An 18,780-nucleotide genomic window follows, 5' to 3' on the forward strand; every position below is an offset into this window, starting at 1 on the left:
ACATAAATCAGACAAGCAAAGAAATAAGCTCCTGAATACCTGCTGTTGCTCGCTTATTAATAAAGTGATAGTCCAAATCGTGATTAATTTTAGGTTTATGGGGATCCACCAGATATATGGGAGCTCCAGCCTTCACATACTCGGTCAGACTTGCGGCAGGATAAACAGCAAGGGAGGTGCCTATTATAACAAAAATATCTGCTGTTAAACAGATGTTGACAGCCTCTTCAATGGCAGGGACCGCCTCACCAAACCAGACGATATGTGGCCGTAACTGGCCACCATCTTCAGCTCTCTCCTCCAGCCCAACCTGACGATAACCAATATCATAGACAAGGGCAGAATTGGAACAGCTTTCCACCTTAGTCAATTCACCGTGGAGATGAAGTACCCGAGAACTCCCCGCCCTCTCATGCAGATCATCAACGTTTTGAGTGACAATATGTACTTCGAACCTCTCTTCCAACTGAGCCAGGGCAAGATGACCGCCGTTTGGCACACTATCACGAAGCTGTACCCTACGCTCATTGTAAAACTGATTGACCAAGCCCTTATCCCGCACCCAACCCTCCGGACTTGCAACCTCCATTACATCGTAATTCTCCCACAAACCACCAGAATCACGAAAAGTGGCAAAACCACTTTCGGCACTCATCCCAGCACCCGTCAGGACAACAAGTCGTTTCATATTTTACTCTCCATTATCAATAATGATATTCTGCCTGATAAAAACTTTACACTTTACCCAAAATACCATCTTCCCTCCATCTGTTCAAACTAGAAACAAGAAAGCTATCAGTTCTCAGCTATCAGCTGTAAGAAAGGGCAAAAAGTTAACCACAGAGATGGGGAGAACACGGAGAAGGATTTTTTAGGTAAAGGACTGAAAAAAAGATACTAGATGTTAGATACTAGAAAGGACAGAAAAACAGCAGTGAAGTGGGATGGTGAGTGCTTTAATGTATTGATATTGATGGACATATTCGAGAATAATGCTATGCCGAAAGTACGATGGGACTAGATCGGAGACGCGATAAATCGACGTCTCTACGGGCTGTGCTTTAGGGGAAATTGGTAAACCCCGCCAACCTACCAACAAGAAGAGTAGGCAGTGACAGTTTAAATAATTTCCTCTGTGCTCTCGGTTCCAGTGGTTAACCCTTTTGCTTTTGCTCTTCGTTTTTGCTTTTTCCTGACAGCTTATAGCTGTTGTTCGCTTACCGCTTTTTCTCGCTTTAATACGAGTTCTTAACCAAACATCACTACAAAAAAAAACCCCCTGCAAAGCGAGGGGGTTTTATAGAAATTTTCTAGTTATGTTGGTACATGCCTGGGCCATTTCCCCTCGGCCCATCCCCCATATGACCGCCGCGCTCGAAACCATGTCCCCGACGACCTGCCCCCGTCGGACAGCCATATTGAGGACCCGGACCCCTTGAACCACTCACAAAATAGGCGGGAACCCCTGCTTTTTTTGCCTTGTCCTGAAGAGAGGTACGCAAATCAAAAATATCTCCAGTCACGGCTGCCACCTGAGCAAGATCTGGATTCACCGCTCGCATAAGGGCCCTCTTCTCCCCCAACTTCATGGCAAGCCCTCTTCTTAACTTCTTATTGGCAGTATTAAAGGCCACTATCTTATCCCGACTTACCTGATCACCCACCTGCGTCTGAGCAACTACTGAACCAGGACCATTCAGAAAACGACAGTAGGGAGAATTATTCATCCCAGCCTTAAAGGCCTTATTCTGAATTTTGTTGCGCAAAGTAAAAATTTCGCCTGAAAGTTTACCGGCAAGAACAGGGTCAGGATTTTGACCTCTATAGAGGGCTCGTTGTTGAGACATTTTGATAGCCATCTTTTTCAAAACTGCCTGATTATCTGTCCGGAAACGAAACATATCATCACGATTTACCTGCTGAGAACAAGGAGATGAATTGCCATTTCTCATATGCTTTCCCTCACCCTGCTGCCACCCCGCTGAAGCCATTCCTGCACCCGCTATACCAAGAAGAAGAACCGCACTCACTATTATTTTTTTCATAGATTTACTCCCAAGAAAATATTTTATCTCACACGAACATGGTTGATACATATGATTTTAATAGCAACAGGCATGCCAACAACCAAGCAGATCCTCAAGCTACTGCTTTTACGTCAAAAAGACAGAAAAAGAGCACCACTTCGCCTCAAGGTCCTGGGTATTTTTTACCCAGCAGACAAGTTCTATTAGGGAAAATATATCCACCGACACCTCATCCCTGTGGCAAATTCACTGTGTTTAAAAGGCACATCCCCATCCTTACTCGCCCTGGCATAAGAGAAGCAAAGAACTCACAGCAAAGCATAAGCATTTGATACAAAAAGATAATTATCATTACCAGCAGTCATGGAAAAATTTGGCCTATTTTATGCATTAAAATAAGTTCAACTATCTTTCAAGAAGGAGAATCATGCTCTACTCAAACTCCCAAGACAATAGAATCGCTGCTGACAATGACTTTTTTTCAGCATGCTCAATAAGCCTGCGCACGATCATCATCTACACCCTGTCAACGCTCATAAGCCTTACAGTTCTCAGTTACCGGGCCCTTCTTGGAACTATTCGTCTCACCTTCAAATATTCCACAAGAATAATCTTTTATTCCCTGCTGGCCATTGCCCTTGTTTCAGCAATTTTGCTACTCTCCAGTATCTATGTCATCACCCTGGGCACCCTCCATTTTCCCTGATAGCAGTCCCCCTGTAGCCTGTGCCAATAAACAGGAGACAACAAAATGCAACTCAAAGTTCTTTATTGCCGGGCCAATCTGACCCGGCAAGACCAACACTCTCCTCATATTCTATCTCTCTCTTCAGCGCTTAGCAAATAGAGGATCAGAACATAGCCCTTCTTCTCTCGGCAAAAAATTGTTATGACTTCAGGCATAACTATTCATAAAAAATCACCGACAGACGTCATGCATAAAATAGAAGAAAAAACTCTCTATCAAAAAACAGGCTACAAACAGCATATCGAGGTACGAGATGACGGCACTACCAGATCACTCTACTTTGAAAAAGATACCCTACAGAGCAGTATGGATCATGTAGAGCCTCATAAACTCTCCATAAGTTATACCCGCTTCATGCTCCTGCCCCTCCTCCTTCTGAAGCCCAAAAAGGTACTAATTATCGGTCTTGGGGGAGGTTCTTTCCTCCGCTTCTTTCGGCATTTCCTGCCTGAAGCACATATTGAAGCCGTTGATTTTTCTGCTGAAGTAATCAAGATCGCAAAAGAATTTTTTCTAATAAATGATGAGGAGCTTCACTGTTGCTGTGGTAAACATTTTTTGGAAGAGACAGAGGAAAAATACGACCTCATACTGGTCGATGCCTTCGATCAGCAAGGAATGGCAAAGGAGATCTACTGCTCAGAGTTTTTTCGTCTCTGCCACGATCACCTGCAACCAGGAGGAGCCATAAGCTGTAATACCTGGAGCCAAAACAGATCGATATTGCAGGAGGTGAAAGATGCCCTATCGGACCATTTCAGCGAGGCCATCTATCTGCCCGTTCCTCAGAGAGGAAATATCATCGCCCTGACATTCAAAAGAGAAATTAAATGGCATCAACTTCATTCACGCTGCCCAAAGGTGCTTGCTGCAAACGAAAAATTCGACATGGATTTTTCGAGCATGATCAGCATTGCTCGCAGGGCAAATATATCCCTGTGGAAGCGCCTGATAAGCACACCATGTCTGCACAAATAAGGATATGATACATTGCCTGTAAAACATCAACTAACCTGCCAGGGATTTTGCGCCCACTGTAACAGAACACACAGCCTACCCACAGGGGGAGCTGCCTACGAGCAGGCACAGACACTACTGGCAGAACTTACCAACCAAGAATCTCTCAATATATTCAGTTCCCGACCAGCAGGGCAGTACTCGACCGCGCCACTATGGGGAGAAGCACGGGGAAAAATGTTTGGCGTGCTAGAGTGCCTTAACCAGAAAAAGGAACAGGTTTTTCTCTACGCCTTCTCAGGACAGTATACAGGAACCTGGCTTATTCCCGGCTGGGCACCACCTCTTTTTGATATCGACCAATACCATACTGTAAACAACTATAATGAAAGACGAGTCAAAAAGATGAGCCTCCACATAGACAAACTCACCAGAGAGACACCTCGCTCTGCCATTATTCCTCTTCTTAAAAAACAGAGGAAAAAGCTCTCCCAACAGCTGATGAGGGCTCTTCATGCCCTCTATGAGGTGCATAACTTCCAGGGGAATTGCCAAGGCTTAGCCCAGGCCCTGACGGGACTACGAGGCATCCCCACCGGCACAGGTGATTGCTGTGCACCTAAATTAATCAACTCCGCAGCCACCCAGGGACTTGTCCCCTTAAGTATTGCCGAATTTTATTTTGGCCGAGAAAACAGATCAGCCAGCAGAAAACATGGCCATTTTTACTCTTCATGCACGACAAAATGCACTCCGCTACTGGGCTTTATGCTCTGTGGATCTCACACGAAAGGAAAAGACAAGAGATGAAAGAACTGAAAATAATCTACAGAGACGACCATCTTGTGGTGGTGATAAAACCCGGAGGACTTCTCTCCGTGCCGGGACGAGGGCCAGAAAACAGTGACTGTGTCTCGTCACGACTCCAGGCCAAAATACCTGAGATGATTACCCAACCGGCTGTGCACCGACTGGATATGTACACCTCGGGTCTCATGGTATATGCAGTGAGCAAAGAGATTCATCGTGCCCTCTCCATCCAGTTCCAGGAGCAGCAGGTTGACAAGAAGTACACCGCCCTCCTCGAAGGGTGCCTGCAAGAGGTATCGGGGGAGATCAGACTGCCCTTCCGGGTTGACCTGGACAATCGCCCCATTCAAATACTCGATTACCAACACGGCAAAATGGGCATTACCCTCTGGCGTAAAATGGACGAGAAGAATGGCATCACCCGGGTGGAATTCACCCCAATGACAGGGCGCACCCACCAACTTCGGGTTCATGCAGCACACGCAAAGGGACTGGGAATACCAATCATTGGTGACAGTTTCTATGGTTCAGGTAGAGACGGCGACGAGATGATGCTTCACGCCCATCAGCTCTCCTTTACCCATCCCATCATCGGGGAAAAACTCTATTTCAAAAACGACCCTGATTTTTAAGCAAAAGAGAATGTCTCTGCAAAGTCTACAACCTTGTCCCGATCAATGGGCTTTGCAAAATGATAACCCTGCCCATAGCGACAGCCCAAGGCACAGACCAGATCAAGATGCTCCCTCTCCTCTACGCCCTCTACCACAACAGGAATTTCCAGACTTTTACTCATCCGGACCAGAGCTTCCAGCACCGTCATCCGCTGCACTGATTCATGAGCCTGAAGCAGAAAAGACTTATCCACCTTCAGGACATCAAAGGGCAGGTCGGCAAGATGACCAAAGGAGGAGTAGCCCGTACCAAAATCATCAATATGAATGCCGATGCCACTCTCGCGCAGATCCATAAGAATCCTTTTACCAAAGCGTACATTGCTCATCAGAGCACTTTCTGTTACCTCTATGGCGAGGTCAGAGGGCTTAAGGCCATACCTTTCAACAGTCTTTATAATTCGTTGAGCCAGATTCAAATCTACCAGTTCATTTTGCGAGAGATTAACGCTTACCCGAATATGATCCAGGGCAGTAGTCTGTTGGCGCCACTGGGCAATATTGGCACAGGTTAGCTCAAGCACAGCCTCATCAATTTTAGAAATAATGCCAATTTCTTCTGCCACAGGCAGAAATTGATCAGGGAAGAGATACCCCAGACGGGGATTCTGCCAACGAACAAGGGCCTCAAAACCTGCCAGTCGTCTCTGCTCAAGATCAATGATGGGCTGATACTGAACAACAAGTTCCTCCGGGTCAAACTCATTTGTCAAAATTTGTTCAATCTCAATTGTTTTTCTGACTCTTGAATGAAGCTTTTGGTTAAACACCCGGAAATATTTTGGACTGTTGTACTTCGCCTCATACATTGCAATATCAGCATAACGAAGCACATCGTGTATATTATCATACTGGCAAATATCCATAACCAGACCAACGCTTACTCCCGTTAAAATTGTCCGTCCATCAATCTCAACACCGGCCTCCACACTCTTGATGATGCTAGCCACCAGCTTAACAACCTTGGCAGGAGAGACAATATCCTCCAAAATAATGGCAAACTCATCTCCACCAAGACGTGCGAGCAGATCTAACTCTCGTAACTGAGATCGTATTTTAACCACCACCTCAACCAAAACCCGATCACCGACATTATGCCCAAGTGAATCATTAATCTGCTTAAAGCGATTAAGATCAAGCATTAAAAGGGCATGTCTTCTCCTCTCTCCATCCGTTGGATTAAATAACTTCTCTCCCCAATCAAGAAAATACTGTCTATTTACAAGTCCGGTCAGATTATCGTGATTCGCCTGATGAAGCAGACGTTCATAGACCTGATCTCTTTCAATTGCCCGCACAACCTGCTCTGCTACCGCCTCAAGCAGATAGACATCGTCCCGATCAAAGGCATTCTCCTGCTGATAATCCTGAATGGCAAAAATGCCAATGGGCACATTCCCTAGCATCAAAGGCACACCGAGCCATGATGCGGGCACAACACCTATACAGGTCTTCATCTCAACATCATTAATTGAGAAAATTTGACTGCTACCACGACGCATGACATAGCCACTCAAGCCTGGAATACTGGCAAAATCTTCACTATTAATACGATATTGAGCCTGCACCCTCTCACTCTCTCTCTCATCTCGATAGTAGACAAACTCAAAGGCCTTTTCCTCATGCCGCCAAAGGGCCACATAAAAGTTATTTACCTGACTATAGGAGGCTATCGCCTCATGTACCGCCTCAAGATAACGACCAAGCCCCTGATTGAGATAATTTGCCATGGAAACCTGATAAAGTACCTGCAGGGTATGCTCTCGTTTTCTCCTTTGACTAACATCCGTATGACTGCCAATGATCTGTAAGAGTTCACCATCTTGCCACACACCCAGGGCCCTGCTCTGTAGCCAACAATAGTGACCATCTCTGTGCAAAATTCGATATTGAATATCATAACTTGGAGAGTCGGGAGAGAGAGAACGGTTTGTCTCCACAACCTGAACATAATCTTCAGGATGAACAAGATCCCACCAGGCCTCAATTGAAGAATTAAAATCAATCTCTTCATAACCAATCATCTTCTTAGCTTTCGCTGAGATAAAAAGGCTCTCATCCACAAGGTTCCACTCCCAAAAACCATGAATGCCCACATCAACAATCCGTTTATACTGATCTTTTTCCTGTTGAAGGCATCCTATCTGCTCTTGGTAAGCAGTTGTCTCAACAATCGTTTCCATATAGCCATAGATATCACCCTGCGAAGAACGTAATATTTTAGCCGTTACTTCAAGGGTCTTCACCCTATCCAAAAATTCTACAGAGCGCAGGGCAGTAACAACATCGTCTTGAGAAAAGATTTGCTCATAGTGCTCAAAAAATTCTTCCTGCACCTCTGGAGAACTATCAAGAAAATCAATGAGAAGGGGCTTACCTGTGGGAGAAATAGCTGAACGATATATCTCAGGTCCCTCCTGTAAAACCTCCTGTCGGGAAACCCCTGTCAAAGCTTCCAGGGCTGCATTCCAAACGCGTACCTTTTTCTGTCGATCCGTCACCATAACTGCAAAGGGCAGGGCCTCAAGAGTGGCAAGAAAACACGTCGCCTCATTCTTACGCCGATAACAATTAAAAAGGACAAAGAAAAGTATGACAAGAGAAAAAGCCAGGGGGATGAGCAAGAGAAAATAAACATACTGCTCATCAATCCATGCCCTCAAATTAAAAAATGGCAAGCTACGTCTACCGACAGAGACAAAGACATAGTGTTGATCGCCAAGGGCTAATAACTGCCAACTAAGCCCATAGATGCAATCGTCGTCCTGCACAAGACGTACATCAGTACCTTCCATAGAGTTGGCAAAATCAGCCCCACCAAAGACAGGATATTTATCTATAAGAGTACGTAAAAATGGCCTGCCAACATCCTCTTTATCTGCGGATAAAAGGATTCGCCCAGACCTTGTCAATAAATATTTAGAGAGGATCAGGTTATCAGAAATATCGGTGCCAAACCTCTTATGCAATCTCCGCCAACTCAATTCGCTGAGGACATAGCCCCCGTCTGGGAATGAGGATTGGGTCACCATATATGGCCTGGATTTAGAGTTCGCCTCGGGCAATCGGAGCACATAGGAAGAATTTGTCTCAGGAACAATTTTAGCGGAGTACAATCCCCCAATAACAGCGCGAATGCCCTCTATATCGGCCTGAGAAAAATAGCTGTATTTCGTCGACTTATAGGCCCAGACGGTGGGATATCTCCCTGGATCCCTCCTGTCAGAGGCCATCAAGGATTGCTGAGAGAGACGAGCCTCAATCTGATACTGCTGCAGGAGCTGTTGCAGGCTGGTAGCGGAGGCATTTGTCGCCTCCCGTAAAGAATTTTTGGTGGCCTGACTAGCTAAATCCTTCTGTTGCTGTATGTAGGCGCGATCAAAAAAGCAGTAGGCAAGAATAAAAAAACAGCCTAGCAGACCTAAGGCAAACAAACGAAATATACATCTTGTTGACATCATAAATATTTAGAAAAGAGGACCAGAAAGAGTAACTACTTGAAGATCAGTATCCTGGGAAAGATTCACCCACTCATCACCTGCCACATCCATATCAGCTATACTATCAATTTTCATTTTCAGATATCTGCCATGCCCCTCGGCAGCAACACTACCATCGCCAAGAAGAAGACGTCCCTCACCAGAAAAACTTCGCCCTGTCTCCTTGGTCAGACGACAGACAACCCGCAGAGGTTCACCAAGGGGGATCGGTTTACGAAAACGGAGGGAAAAATCAAGTGTCACCCCCCAAACCTCGGAATTAGGGGATTGATTGATGACCCGACCAATGGCCTCATCAAGAATGGCTGCCGTAACGCCACCATGCAGTCTACCGGGGTAGCTTTGATGTACCTCAAGAGGAGTAAACATAGCCAGAAGATAGCCGTTCTCCAATACATAAAAGGTACTCTTCAAACCGGCATCATTTGCGTAACCACAGACAAAACAATTTTTGCTATGGGGTTGTTTAAACAGAACTCTATATTCCACTGCAGCCTCCCAATCACGGCACGAATCTCTTTTCAGAAAAAACAGATGGACAAAAATAGCCCTTCTCTTAAGGAATAGGTACAAAAAAAATACAATTCACCGCCTGGCTTAAAACAATCCCTTTGGAGGGCTAAGAATTACCCTCAGACCGTTGTTCCTGCAAAAGGGGATAGGCAGAAATACAAAGAGGGCTTATCCCCTATAGGATAGCCCCCTTTACACAACATTTTTCACCTACTCAAACCAGAAGACTAATTTATCCCCTCAAGCTTCCAATTATTGGTCTTTACAGAACGAGCCCAGGTCCACTCCTCCTCAAATTTAACAGGCGCAGTATTACTACCCTCAACAATATCTCCTGTTTTATCATCCACGGTATAATCAAGTAGACTGGCTATAAAGCGAACAGTGACAAAATCTTCCAGCCCATCGGAACCCGCAGCAATGACCTCTATTGAACGTACCGCAATGGACTCCAGCTTGTTGGTACGCCCCGCAGCCTTCATTTTGGCAAATTGGCTTGTATACTCTTCGGCCAGTTGATTCCCCACCAGATGACGATAGGAACTTATATCGCGACGCATCCAACCTGCCTGGATCTGAAAAAACACATCGGAGGCAACCTGAATAAAATGCTCCTTTTCAAAATCCTGGTCAGTCGCCTTGATTTGGTCTATTCCCTCGTCAAGATCGGACATGCCTGCAAAAGCCGGGGCTGGAGGTGGTCGCACGTCGGTATTTTCGCCCCCATTCATACCACCGCCAAAGGAGGGGGTTGCAGTTGGTCTGGTATAGGCTGACTCTTTTCCGCCCTTGGACTGTTGTTTAAATTTTCGAAAAAGAAAATAGGCACCACCGGCAAGGATAAGAATGGGTAAAATCCCCATGCCACCACCGCCACCGCTACCACCACCGCCAAACATCGAGCCAAAGAGCATACCACCAAGGGCACCTCCAAGCAGACCGCCCATCAGACCACGGGAAAAGCTACTCTTACCAGCCGCTCCCGCCTTAGTGGAGCTCATACTCTTAGTGGGAGAACTCTTCGTCCTGCTAAAACTCCGACCGCCCCTCATCGACCTGGCCTCTGAATAATCCGCGGTAATTCCACCTTCCACGAAAGACAGGGCAATCAACACCAAAAAAAATGGCGTTAACTTCTTCAAGATTCCAAACATTTGCTCTCCATCATCCATAAATTAATCTAACTCAGTTCAAAAAAACCAAGTAACATTCAAACACAACCTGGTAAAAAATAAGCGTCCAAACCAATAAAGGCAAGTTTCTCCGTCTATTCCCTGCGATATTTTCGTGAATTACCATCTATTGCCTCTCGTACCAGACGAGAAAGTTTAGACATTGTCAGGGGTTTTATCATAATGGCGGCAATACCCATAGCCCGGGCCTCACCCACATCCACCATACTCGAATAACCTGTATGTAAAATCACCGGCACTTCAGAGCCCAGTTCTTTTACCCGCCGACTTAATTCAAGTCCCGACATAAAGGGCATGGTCAGATCAGTTATAACAAGATCGTAATTATCGGGGTTTTCGGCAAAGTGCTCAAGGGCGACCCTGCTATCTGTAAAAACAGTGGGTTTATAGCCCAGATAAGTCAGCATCTGTCCCGCCATCTGAGCAAGGATCTGCTCATCATCAACAAAAAGCACCCTCTCTTTGCCAACCAGCAGGGGCGAACTCAAATGTGCCTTTACCTGCACCTGCTCATCCTGGACAATAGGAAAGTAGAGATAAAAGGAACTTCCTTTACCTAGCTGACTCTCAACCCGTATAGCTCCACCGAGACTATCCATAATACCCTGAACAACCGCAAGGCCAAGACCTGTCCCCTCACACTGCATCTTAGTGGTAAAATAGGGATCAAATATTTTTTCGAGAAGATCAGACTCTATGCCAATACCATCATCCATAACAGCCAGACACAGACATGTCCTGCCTGAAAGCTCATGGATATCATGTAATCCTGCATCCAGGTCAACTTTTTTATAGCTCACCTTGAGGGTGCCACCGCCCTTCTGCATGGCATGAGCCGCATTGGTACAGAGGTTCATCACCACCTGATGGATTCGGTCAGGGTTGGCAAGAACTGTTTCAAGGCCCTCGCCAATATCATGCTCAATACAGACAGAGGTCGGCAGACTTACTCGAACAAACTTCAAGGCCTCCAGAATAACCTCTGATAATCCCATCACTGTTTCTTCGGAGGTCTCGGCCCTGGTAAGGGAGAGTATCTGACGAACCAAATTACGGGCCCGTTCACTTGCCTTTTGCACCTGCTCAAGATTACTCCGCACATCATCACTACAGGTCTCTGTAAAAAGGCTCAGATCAGTATAACCAACAATGGCGGAAAGAATGTTGTTAAAATCATGGGCTATACCACCTGCAAGGGTGGCAATAGCATCCCTTTTTTGAGCCTGAAGGACAAACTCCTCTGAACGTTTTAAAGCCGAAGTAACATCGGTTCTGCGCCTGACATCGCTTACCCGATAGGCAAGGACCTCACCCAGCTCCAGATCATGATCCTGAAACAGGGCAGGGAGATTACCGTCAGCCACCTTATCGTAAAGCACCAGCAAAGAGGCTACCTCACCCCCTTGGTCCAAGAAGGGAAAAATGACAAATGAGTCATTGCTATAACTCATACAGGCACATGCTTGTAAAGAAATATCTTTGGATATATGCCCCATGCAGGCCCGCTTCTCCCTCAGGACTTTCGCACAGAGGCTACTCTCTGGCAGGGGAAAAAAAATGTTTTGCGGCGACGGAAAGCCAGTGTTCAGACGGGCAGCAAGGGTAAGATGATCCTCCTCTACATGATACATGCAACCCTTGGTGGCACCCAAATCATCGGCAAATTCCTGAAGAATCATGCCATCACGTCGATCAAGGTCTGTGCAACGAATAAACTTTTGCCCAGAGCTGACCATATTTCTAAAGCGCCTATCCAGCTGACTTAACTCTTCCTCTTTTTCCGCAACCTGGGTTATAAGTGCTTCCTGATATTTTTTATTTTCACGGGAGAGACGGATGTAATCAAGGGATTTTTCTACGACATGAACCAGGATAGACGGTTCAATAATAGGCTTGTGCAGATAGTCAAGGGCCCCAAAACGAAGAAACTTTGCTATTTCAGCAACATCCTGACCGGAAGAAGTCATAATAACTGGCAATTCCGGGAGCAGGAGTTGTATTTCCTGCAGGACATCTACACCATGGATATCCGGTAAAGAACTATGCAGCAATACAAGATCGATATCATGCCTGAGACAGAGGGCTAAGCCCTCACGCCCCGTTTTTGCTTCCAAAACTCCGTAGCCACATCTTTCTAAATAAACTTTCGTGGTTTTGCGAAAAGAGTATTCGTCATCAATAATCAAAATCACAGATTGTTTATAATACATAAAGAGTCTTCACGGGGTGAAAAAAGGGAGACGATTATTATTGTTACTGCAACAATTTCATGATAAATGCTAACATACGTTCATAACTTTTTTAAATTATACTACTTTTTTTATCCTGTAAAGAATATCATGCTTCTTCTCCAACCACCATTTGTCAAATCCTGCGAGCCATCGGCGGCTCTCGCCCAATTAACTGCATATTTACGGGGAAACGGGGAGAGATGTTTTCCATACGACCTCAGTATTGAATGTCTGCACCATCTTCTTGAAACCACCCCCGTGGCCAATGACACATGGTCCAAGAGGGCCTTTCGTAACAGAAAGGAAAATATCACCCTTTTAAAAAGTGGCAAGGGCTATACAAATTATTCGCGCTACGAACGAGCTGTCTCCGATATTAATCGAATCATAGAGATCGCCGGCAAGAGGCATGGTATCCAACTCAACCTGGAAAATTACCAGGACAGCAGACTCTCCCCCCTTAAGAGCGAAGATCTCCTCTATGCCATGGAGCACTATAGAGAAAACATATTCTTCCCCTACCTCGGCAAGAGAATTGCCTCACTGATCGACAAGCATAACCCCACCCGTATTGGCCTCTCACTCAACTTCCTCAGCCAGGCCCTGCCGACCTTTGCCATTATTGGTTTTCTAAAGAGTTCTTTCCCGGAACTAAAGATCATTGTGGGAGGTGGCCTCATAACAAGTTGGCACAAAAGCCCACAGTGGACCAATCCCTTCAAAGGAGTTGTTGACCAGTTTGTAGTAGGAGCAGGTGAAGCCCCCCTCCTGGAAATAGTTTCGGGAAAAACAGATGGAGAGGAACAGACACCCGAGCACAAAGATCTGCTCGGCAATAACTACCTCGCCCCAGGCTATATCCTCCCCTTTACCGCCTCCATTGGCTGCTACTGGAGAAAATGTTCTTTCTGTCCCGAGACGAGCGAGAATAGCCCATACATCTGCCTGAGCAACAATCAGGTACAAAGAGATTTAGGATCATTGATCGAAAAGACAAGACCACGGCTCATCCACTTCCTCGACAGTGCCATCAGTCCCAGACTCATGACTGACCTCATCCGCCAACCACCAGGGGTTCCATGGTATGGCTTTGCCCGCATCTGCGAACAACTCACCGATCCTGATTTTACCCGGGCCCTGAAAAAATCGGGCTGTGCCATGCTCAAGCTAGGTCTTGAATCGGGAAGTAGCTATGTGCTGGAGCAGATGAACAAGGGAATCAGCCTGTCGCTGGCCTCGCGGGTACTGCGCTCCCTTGAACAGGCAGGCATCGCCACCTATGTTTACCTGCTTTTTGGTACAGCATCAGAGGATATAGGTGAGGCAAGAAAGACACTTCGCTTTGCCAGCGAACACGCAAGTGCCATCACCTACACCAACCTTTCCATCTTCAACCTGCCCATCTGCAGTCAGGAGACAGAGACCCTTGAGACGATCAACCGCCATGAAGGCGATCTCACCCTCTACACAGATTTTATCCACCCTAAGGGTTGGGGCCGCAAAGAAATTCGTAAGTTCTTAAACAATGAATTCAAGCGCCACCCACTGATCATGCCCATCCTCAGGGAGAATCCACCTTTTTTCAGCTCAAACCATGCACCATTTTTCCACAAAAACTCGTGATGGCGATAAAGGTTTTTTGTCCCAGCTTACACTGGGACAAAACCTTTTATGCGGATATCTCAACGAGTTCCAGGGAAAAGTCCAGATCTTTGCCAGCAAGGGGTGGATTAGCATCAAGAAGCATATGCTTCTCATCTAACTCAACCACTACAACACGAAGAACACCTCCATCGGGAGCACCCACCTCAAGACGCATACCAAGCTCTGGTCCTAAGTCGTCTGGGATTTGCTCCACGGGCACATCCATCATCATCTCTTCGTTGCGCTCGCCATAGGCCTTTGCTATAGGGATATGAACCTCTTTTGTTTCGCCCACGGCCATACCTAGCATTGCCTCATCAAAACCATCAATAACATCGCCGCTACCTACTTTAAAGGCAAGGGGCTCCTTGCCCTCTGAGCTATCAAAGACAGTTCCATCTTGAAGCTTGCCTACGTAACGAACCTTTACCTTATCGCCCTTCTTTACTCCTGCCATAACCTCTTCTCCCTCTGATTTGCCTCTTTTATAAAGAGAAATAATAAAAATAAAACCACTCAATTTTATCTGCAAACAATGCTCTATAAGCCGGAAAGATACAAGTTTATTTTTATCCGTCGGGGGCCGGACCGGTACCCGGGAAATAATGCGCATGGGACAGAGCTTTTCCACTTTTGCTTTACCCATCTCTGTAGTATCTATAGGCGGATGAGTTAGTTTTTAAGCGTAATATGAAAAAATGTAGTAGGATATAGGGTCTTATTAGATTTATAAAACTTTGACACTCGCGTACCATCATGAATAAAACAAAAATAATTGCCACCCTAGGGCCCCAGAGCCAAAGCGTCGAGGAGATTTATTCCCTTATTCAAGCGGGAATGAATGTTGCACGGATAAACCTTTCCCATGGAGATGCTGAAAGCTACAAGCATCTTATCAGTAATGTAAAAGAGGCTCGCAAGTTAGCAGAAAAAGATACCGCGATCCTACTTGATAACCGTGGCCCTGAAATTCGTGTTAGCGAGATGGAAGAAGATATACATCTCGTTGATGGAGAAGAGCTAGTCATCACCAACAGAGCTGAAACTGTTTCCCCATCGCGGATCACTACAAATTACCCACAGCTTGCAGGTGATGTCCAGGTAGGTTCACGCATCCTTCTCGATGACGGAAAGCTCGCCCTGGAAGTGCTTGCCATTGAAGATGAAGAGGTGATCACGAAAGTTATTGCCGGCGGAATCCTCAGTAGTCGTAAACGTGTTGCCCTCCCCGATAACGAGGTTAACCTGCCCTCTTTGTCAGAAAAAGACAAAGAAGATATCGCCTTCGGAGTCGAACAGGATGTTGATTTCATCGCTGCTTCTTTTGTTAGACAGGCAGGTGATGTCTGGGCGGTACGAAAAATCATCGAAGATAACGGTGGTGATCAGGAGATCATTGCCAAGATCGAGAACCGCCAGGGAGTAAACAATCTTGATGAAATACTGCAAGCAGCCAACGGAATAATGGTAGCTCGGGGTGATCTAGGCGTTGAAGTACCCGCCGAAGAGGTGCCTATTATTCAAAAAAGCATCATCAAAGCTGCAAACAGACTAGGCAAACCTGTAATCACTGCCACCCAGATGCTCGAATCAATGATCACCTGCCCCACTCCTACCAGAGCCGAGGCAAATGATGTAACCAACGCTATCTTCGATGGCACCGATGCAGTAATGCTCTCCGGCGAAACAGCCATTGGTAAGTATCCTGTTCAGGCTGTAGCCTTTCTTGTCCGCTGTGCGACAATAGCTGAGAATGCCCTGGACTATGATCATATCCTGGCAAATGGCCTGCAGAACCGAAGACCAACGATCACCGACTCTATCTCCTATGCAAGTTGTGCGACGGCAGCGGATCTTAAAGCAACCGCCATCATTACGGCAACAAGCTCTGGTTCCACCGCTCGCATGGTGGCCAGATATCGCCCCAAGGCTCCCGTTATTGCCGTCAGCCCTTCGCCCAGCACCATTCGCCACCTTCAACTTATTCGCGGGGTAACCCCCCTGCTCTGCAACTTTGGTTCCTCCATGGATGAGCAGCTGGATCGAGTCATTCATGCAGCAACCCTTGCAGAGCTTATTCATAATGGCGATTTGGTCATTATAACCGCCGGCATGCCTCTTGGACCCACAGGGACAACCAATATGCTTAAGGTACACACGGTGGCAGATATTTGCGTTACCGGCCAGGGGATTGGGGTCAAGCATGCCCAGGGTGCCGTCCGCATTATTCAAGCAGAAGATGATTGGCAGGATCTCCCCGAACATACCATTGCGGTAGTATCCTCAACCAATGAATCCATGCTGAAACATCTCGGTAAGGTGCGTGGAATTATTGCAGAAGCACCGGGACTCACCTCACATGCGGCAATTGTTGGCCGCGAACTGGGGATCCCTGTTATCTGTAATGTTACCAATGCCCTTATGCTCTTTGAAAATGACCAGGTTATCACCATTGATGGGACAACTGGCCATATCTGTTACGGAAGTACACAAAACACATGAAAAAATACGATGTAATTATTATCGGTGCTGGAGCCGCGGGACTTATGGCCGCCGGAGCCGCCGCCCAAGCAGGTGCCCACGTTGCTCTTTTTGAAAAGATGCAACAGACAGGACGCAAGATAGGTATTAGCGGCAAGGGAAGATGCAATCTCTCCAATAGCGCAGAGCTCCCTGAATTTATCCAGCACTTTGGCAAAAACGGCAAGTTTCTCAGACAGGCATTTTCCCGTTTTTTCTCAAAGGAGTTGGTCGAGCTTGTGGAATCTCTGGGCGCCGACGTCACCCTTGAACGCGGGGGCAGATTTTTCCCCACCAGCGGCAAGGCCCTCGATATTGTTGAGGCCCTTAATTTTTGGATTAAGGGTACCGGCGTAGAAGTCTATCGTTCAGCACCCGTCCGTAAGATTCTGGTGAGCGACGAACGCATTTATGGCGTCAAAATCGCTGATGGCGAGGAGCTCTCCTGTTCCCGCGTCGTCATCGCCACCGGTGGACTCTCTTACCCAAAAACCGGATCTACGGGAGATGGTTTCTCCTTCAGTGAAGAACTCGGACATACCGTCGTTCCACCACGTCCTGCCCTGGTACCTCTGACGAGCAAGGATTCCTTCATCCCAGAAATATCCGGACTGGATCTTCGTAACGTCCAGGCCCAACTTTTGGTAGACAACAAGAAGGTTGCCAGTCATTTTGGTGAGATATCCTTTACCACCTTTGGCGTTGCAGGCCCCATCGGCATCGGCCTCAGTGGTCAGGCCATAGATGCCCTGCACAAGAAACAGTCCGTGCAGATACACATTGATCTCAAACCAGCCCTCGATTATCAAAAACTTGATGCCCGTCTGATTCGCGACCTCACCACCAACTACAAAGATACAATAAAAACCATCCTGCGTGGACTCCTGCCCCAAAAGCTCATCGCCCTCTGTCTGCATGACTGTCAGATCGCACCACAGACTGCAGCAGGTACATTCCCCGCTGCTATGCGCAAAAAGATAGTCCACTGGCTAAAGAACTTCACCGTTACCATCAACGGTCATCGCTCCTACGATGAGGCTATTATAACCGCAGGTGGTGTCAGCCTTAAAGAGGTCTCACCCAAGACCATGGGCTCTAAAAAGATTACAGGTCTCTACTTCGCGGGAGAAGTGCTCGATCTCAACGCCGACACAGGTGGCTACAACCTGCAGGCGGCCTTTTCCACTGGTTGGTTGGCTGGGAAATCCGCAGCCTCCTTTGCCAAATCTGATCATTCGTAACTGCCCGAGGAAGATCCTTGCCTGATATACGAATTGGTAATATCACCATCCCTGAGTATGAAGTCGAAACAACGGCCATACGTGCTCAGGGATCAGGTGGACAAAATGTCAACAAGGTGGCGACAGCCATTCACCTTCGTTTTGATGTGGTTCAGTCTTCTCTGAGCGATGTTCAGAAAAGCCGGATCCTGGGTGGTGGCGACCACCACCTCACCGCCGATGGCGTCATCATCATCAAATCCCAGGCCTTTCGCAGCCAGGAACAAAACCGCCGGGCGGCAGAAGAACGTCTGGCAAAGATTATCGCCGCCGCCATGGTCGTGCAAAAGTCACGGCGAGCCACAAAACCCTCCAAGAGGGCACGAAAAAAACGGATGGAGTCCAAAAAACAGAAGGGAAGCACAAAGAAATTACGGGGTAAGGTGGATTATTGAGAAAAGCAGTTATAAGTTATGAGCTGTCAGTTATCAGTTATCAGTTATCAGTTAAAAGCAAAAGCAAAAGCAAAAGCAAAAGCAAAAGCAGTTAACCACAGAGTTCACAGAGAACACAGAGATTTTTTTGGTAAACTGCCACTGCTTAAAAGCGAGATAAACAGCGAAAAAATCTAATATTCTCAATTCTTAGGCAAGACTCTGTAAGCGTACAAGGACATACTCCTCCTCTTGGTAAGGGGCTCTGGCGTTTATCGATTCCCCTAAAGTACAGCCCGTAGAGACGTC

At 46.7% G+C, this 18,780-nt stretch carries 16 protein-coding genes; 9 read left to right on the forward strand and 7 right to left on the reverse strand.

What is annotated here, in order from left to right; genetic code table 11:
- Positions 1-7 precede the first annotated feature (7 nt).
- Both DP_RS15695 and DP_RS15700 read right to left on the reverse strand, forming a co-directional pair.
- A complete protein-coding gene (locus DP_RS15695; RefSeq protein ID WP_011190344.1) occupies positions 8-688 on the reverse strand; it encodes an SIR2 family NAD-dependent protein deacylase in 681 nt (226 codons plus the stop codon).
- Positions 689-1,310: 622 nt separating this feature from the next.
- Complete coding sequence (locus DP_RS15700; RefSeq protein ID WP_041278121.1) at positions 1,311-2,045, reverse strand: hypothetical protein; 735 nt, start codon at positions 2,043-2,045, stop codon at positions 1,311-1,313.
- A 409-nt stretch (positions 2,046-2,454) separates the two neighbouring features.
- Here DP_RS15700 and DP_RS15705 point away from each other — a divergent pair, with 409 nt between their 5' ends.
- The 4 genes from DP_RS15705 to DP_RS15720 all read left to right on the forward strand — a co-directional run bounded on the left by DP_RS15705 (position 2,455) and on the right by DP_RS15720 (position 5,174).
- On the forward strand, positions 2,455-2,733 hold the full coding sequence (locus DP_RS15705; protein ID WP_011190347.1) for a hypothetical protein: 279 nt from the start codon (positions 2,455-2,457) through the stop codon (positions 2,731-2,733).
- Positions 2,734-2,916: 183 nt separating this feature from the next.
- Positions 2,917-3,753, forward strand: coding sequence for a spermine/spermidine synthase domain-containing protein (locus DP_RS17175; protein ID WP_011190348.1), 837 nt, complete (start codon positions 2,917-2,919; stop codon positions 3,751-3,753).
- A gap of 12 nt (positions 3,754-3,765) precedes the next feature.
- Complete coding sequence (locus DP_RS15715; protein ID WP_011190349.1) at positions 3,766-4,542, forward strand: hypothetical protein; 777 nt, start codon at positions 3,766-3,768, stop codon at positions 4,540-4,542.
- On the forward strand, positions 4,539-5,174 hold the full coding sequence (locus DP_RS15720; RefSeq protein WP_011190350.1) for an RluA family pseudouridine synthase: 636 nt from the start codon (positions 4,539-4,541) through the stop codon (positions 5,172-5,174). Before DP_RS15715 ends, DP_RS15720 begins: the two co-directional genes overlap by 4 nt.
- On the opposite strand, the gene DP_RS15725 is transcribed toward DP_RS15720, so the two are convergent.
- The 4 genes from DP_RS15725 to DP_RS17180 all read right to left on the reverse strand — a co-directional run bounded on the left by DP_RS15725 (position 5,171) and on the right by DP_RS17180 (position 12,632).
- Positions 5,171-8,677, reverse strand: coding sequence for a bifunctional diguanylate cyclase/phosphodiesterase (locus tag DP_RS15725; protein ID WP_011190351.1), 3,507 nt, complete (start codon positions 8,675-8,677; stop codon positions 5,171-5,173). The two genes, DP_RS15720 and DP_RS15725, sit on opposite strands and share 4 nt — an antisense overlap.
- A 6-nt stretch (positions 8,678-8,683) precedes the next feature.
- The gene (locus DP_RS15730) at positions 8,684-9,205 is read right to left on the reverse strand and encodes a PaaI family thioesterase (RefSeq protein ID WP_041278123.1); all 522 of its coding nucleotides are present in this window, start codon (positions 9,203-9,205) and stop codon (positions 8,684-8,686) included.
- 251 nt (positions 9,206-9,456) lie between these two features.
- Positions 9,457-10,383 (reverse strand): Tim44 domain-containing protein, encoded by a 927-nt coding sequence (locus DP_RS15735; protein ID WP_041278124.1) that lies wholly within the window; start codon positions 10,381-10,383, stop codon positions 9,457-9,459.
- A gap of 113 nt (positions 10,384-10,496) precedes the next feature.
- Positions 10,497-12,632, reverse strand: coding sequence for a response regulator (locus tag DP_RS17180; RefSeq protein WP_011190354.1), 2,136 nt, complete (start codon positions 12,630-12,632; stop codon positions 10,497-10,499).
- A gap of 129 nt (positions 12,633-12,761) precedes the next feature.
- Between DP_RS17180 and DP_RS15745 the strand changes: the two genes are divergently transcribed.
- Positions 12,762-14,276 (forward strand): B12-binding domain-containing radical SAM protein, encoded by a 1,515-nt coding sequence (locus DP_RS15745; protein ID WP_041278125.1) that lies wholly within the window; start codon positions 12,762-12,764, stop codon positions 14,274-14,276.
- 46 nt (positions 14,277-14,322) lie between these two features.
- Here the strand turns inward: DP_RS15745 and DP_RS15750 are convergent, their stop codons facing one another.
- Complete coding sequence (locus DP_RS15750; RefSeq protein WP_228130154.1) at positions 14,323-14,943, reverse strand: FKBP-type peptidyl-prolyl cis-trans isomerase; 621 nt, start codon at positions 14,941-14,943, stop codon at positions 14,323-14,325.
- A gap of 110 nt (positions 14,944-15,053) precedes the next feature.
- Between DP_RS15750 and pyk the strand changes: the two genes are divergently transcribed.
- Genes pyk through DP_RS18105 form a run of 4 tightly spaced genes read left to right on the forward strand, consistent with a single transcriptional unit; the run spans position 15,054 to position 18,669 of the window.
- On the forward strand, positions 15,054-16,799 hold the full coding sequence (pyk, locus tag DP_RS15755; RefSeq protein ID WP_011190357.1) for a pyruvate kinase: 1,746 nt from the start codon (positions 15,054-15,056) through the stop codon (positions 16,797-16,799).
- The gene (locus tag DP_RS15760) at positions 16,796-18,058 is read left to right on the forward strand and encodes a BaiN/RdsA family NAD(P)/FAD-dependent oxidoreductase (RefSeq protein WP_011190358.1); all 1,263 of its coding nucleotides are present in this window, start codon (positions 16,796-16,798) and stop codon (positions 18,056-18,058) included. The genes pyk and DP_RS15760 overlap by 4 nt, the downstream gene beginning before the upstream one ends.
- A 17-nt stretch (positions 18,059-18,075) precedes the next feature.
- On the forward strand, positions 18,076-18,492 hold the full coding sequence (gene arfB / locus DP_RS15765; protein ID WP_011190359.1) for an alternative ribosome rescue aminoacyl-tRNA hydrolase ArfB: 417 nt from the start codon (positions 18,076-18,078) through the stop codon (positions 18,490-18,492).
- 18 nt (positions 18,493-18,510) lie between these two features.
- Positions 18,511-18,669, forward strand: coding sequence for a hypothetical protein (locus DP_RS18105; RefSeq protein ID WP_156792335.1), 159 nt, complete (start codon positions 18,511-18,513; stop codon positions 18,667-18,669).
- Positions 18,670-18,780 lie beyond the last annotated feature (111 nt).

The organism is Desulfotalea psychrophila LSv54 (assembly GCF_000025945.1).
Classification (GTDB): Bacteria; Desulfobacterota; Desulfobulbia; order Desulfobulbales; family Desulfocapsaceae; genus Desulfotalea; species Desulfotalea psychrophila.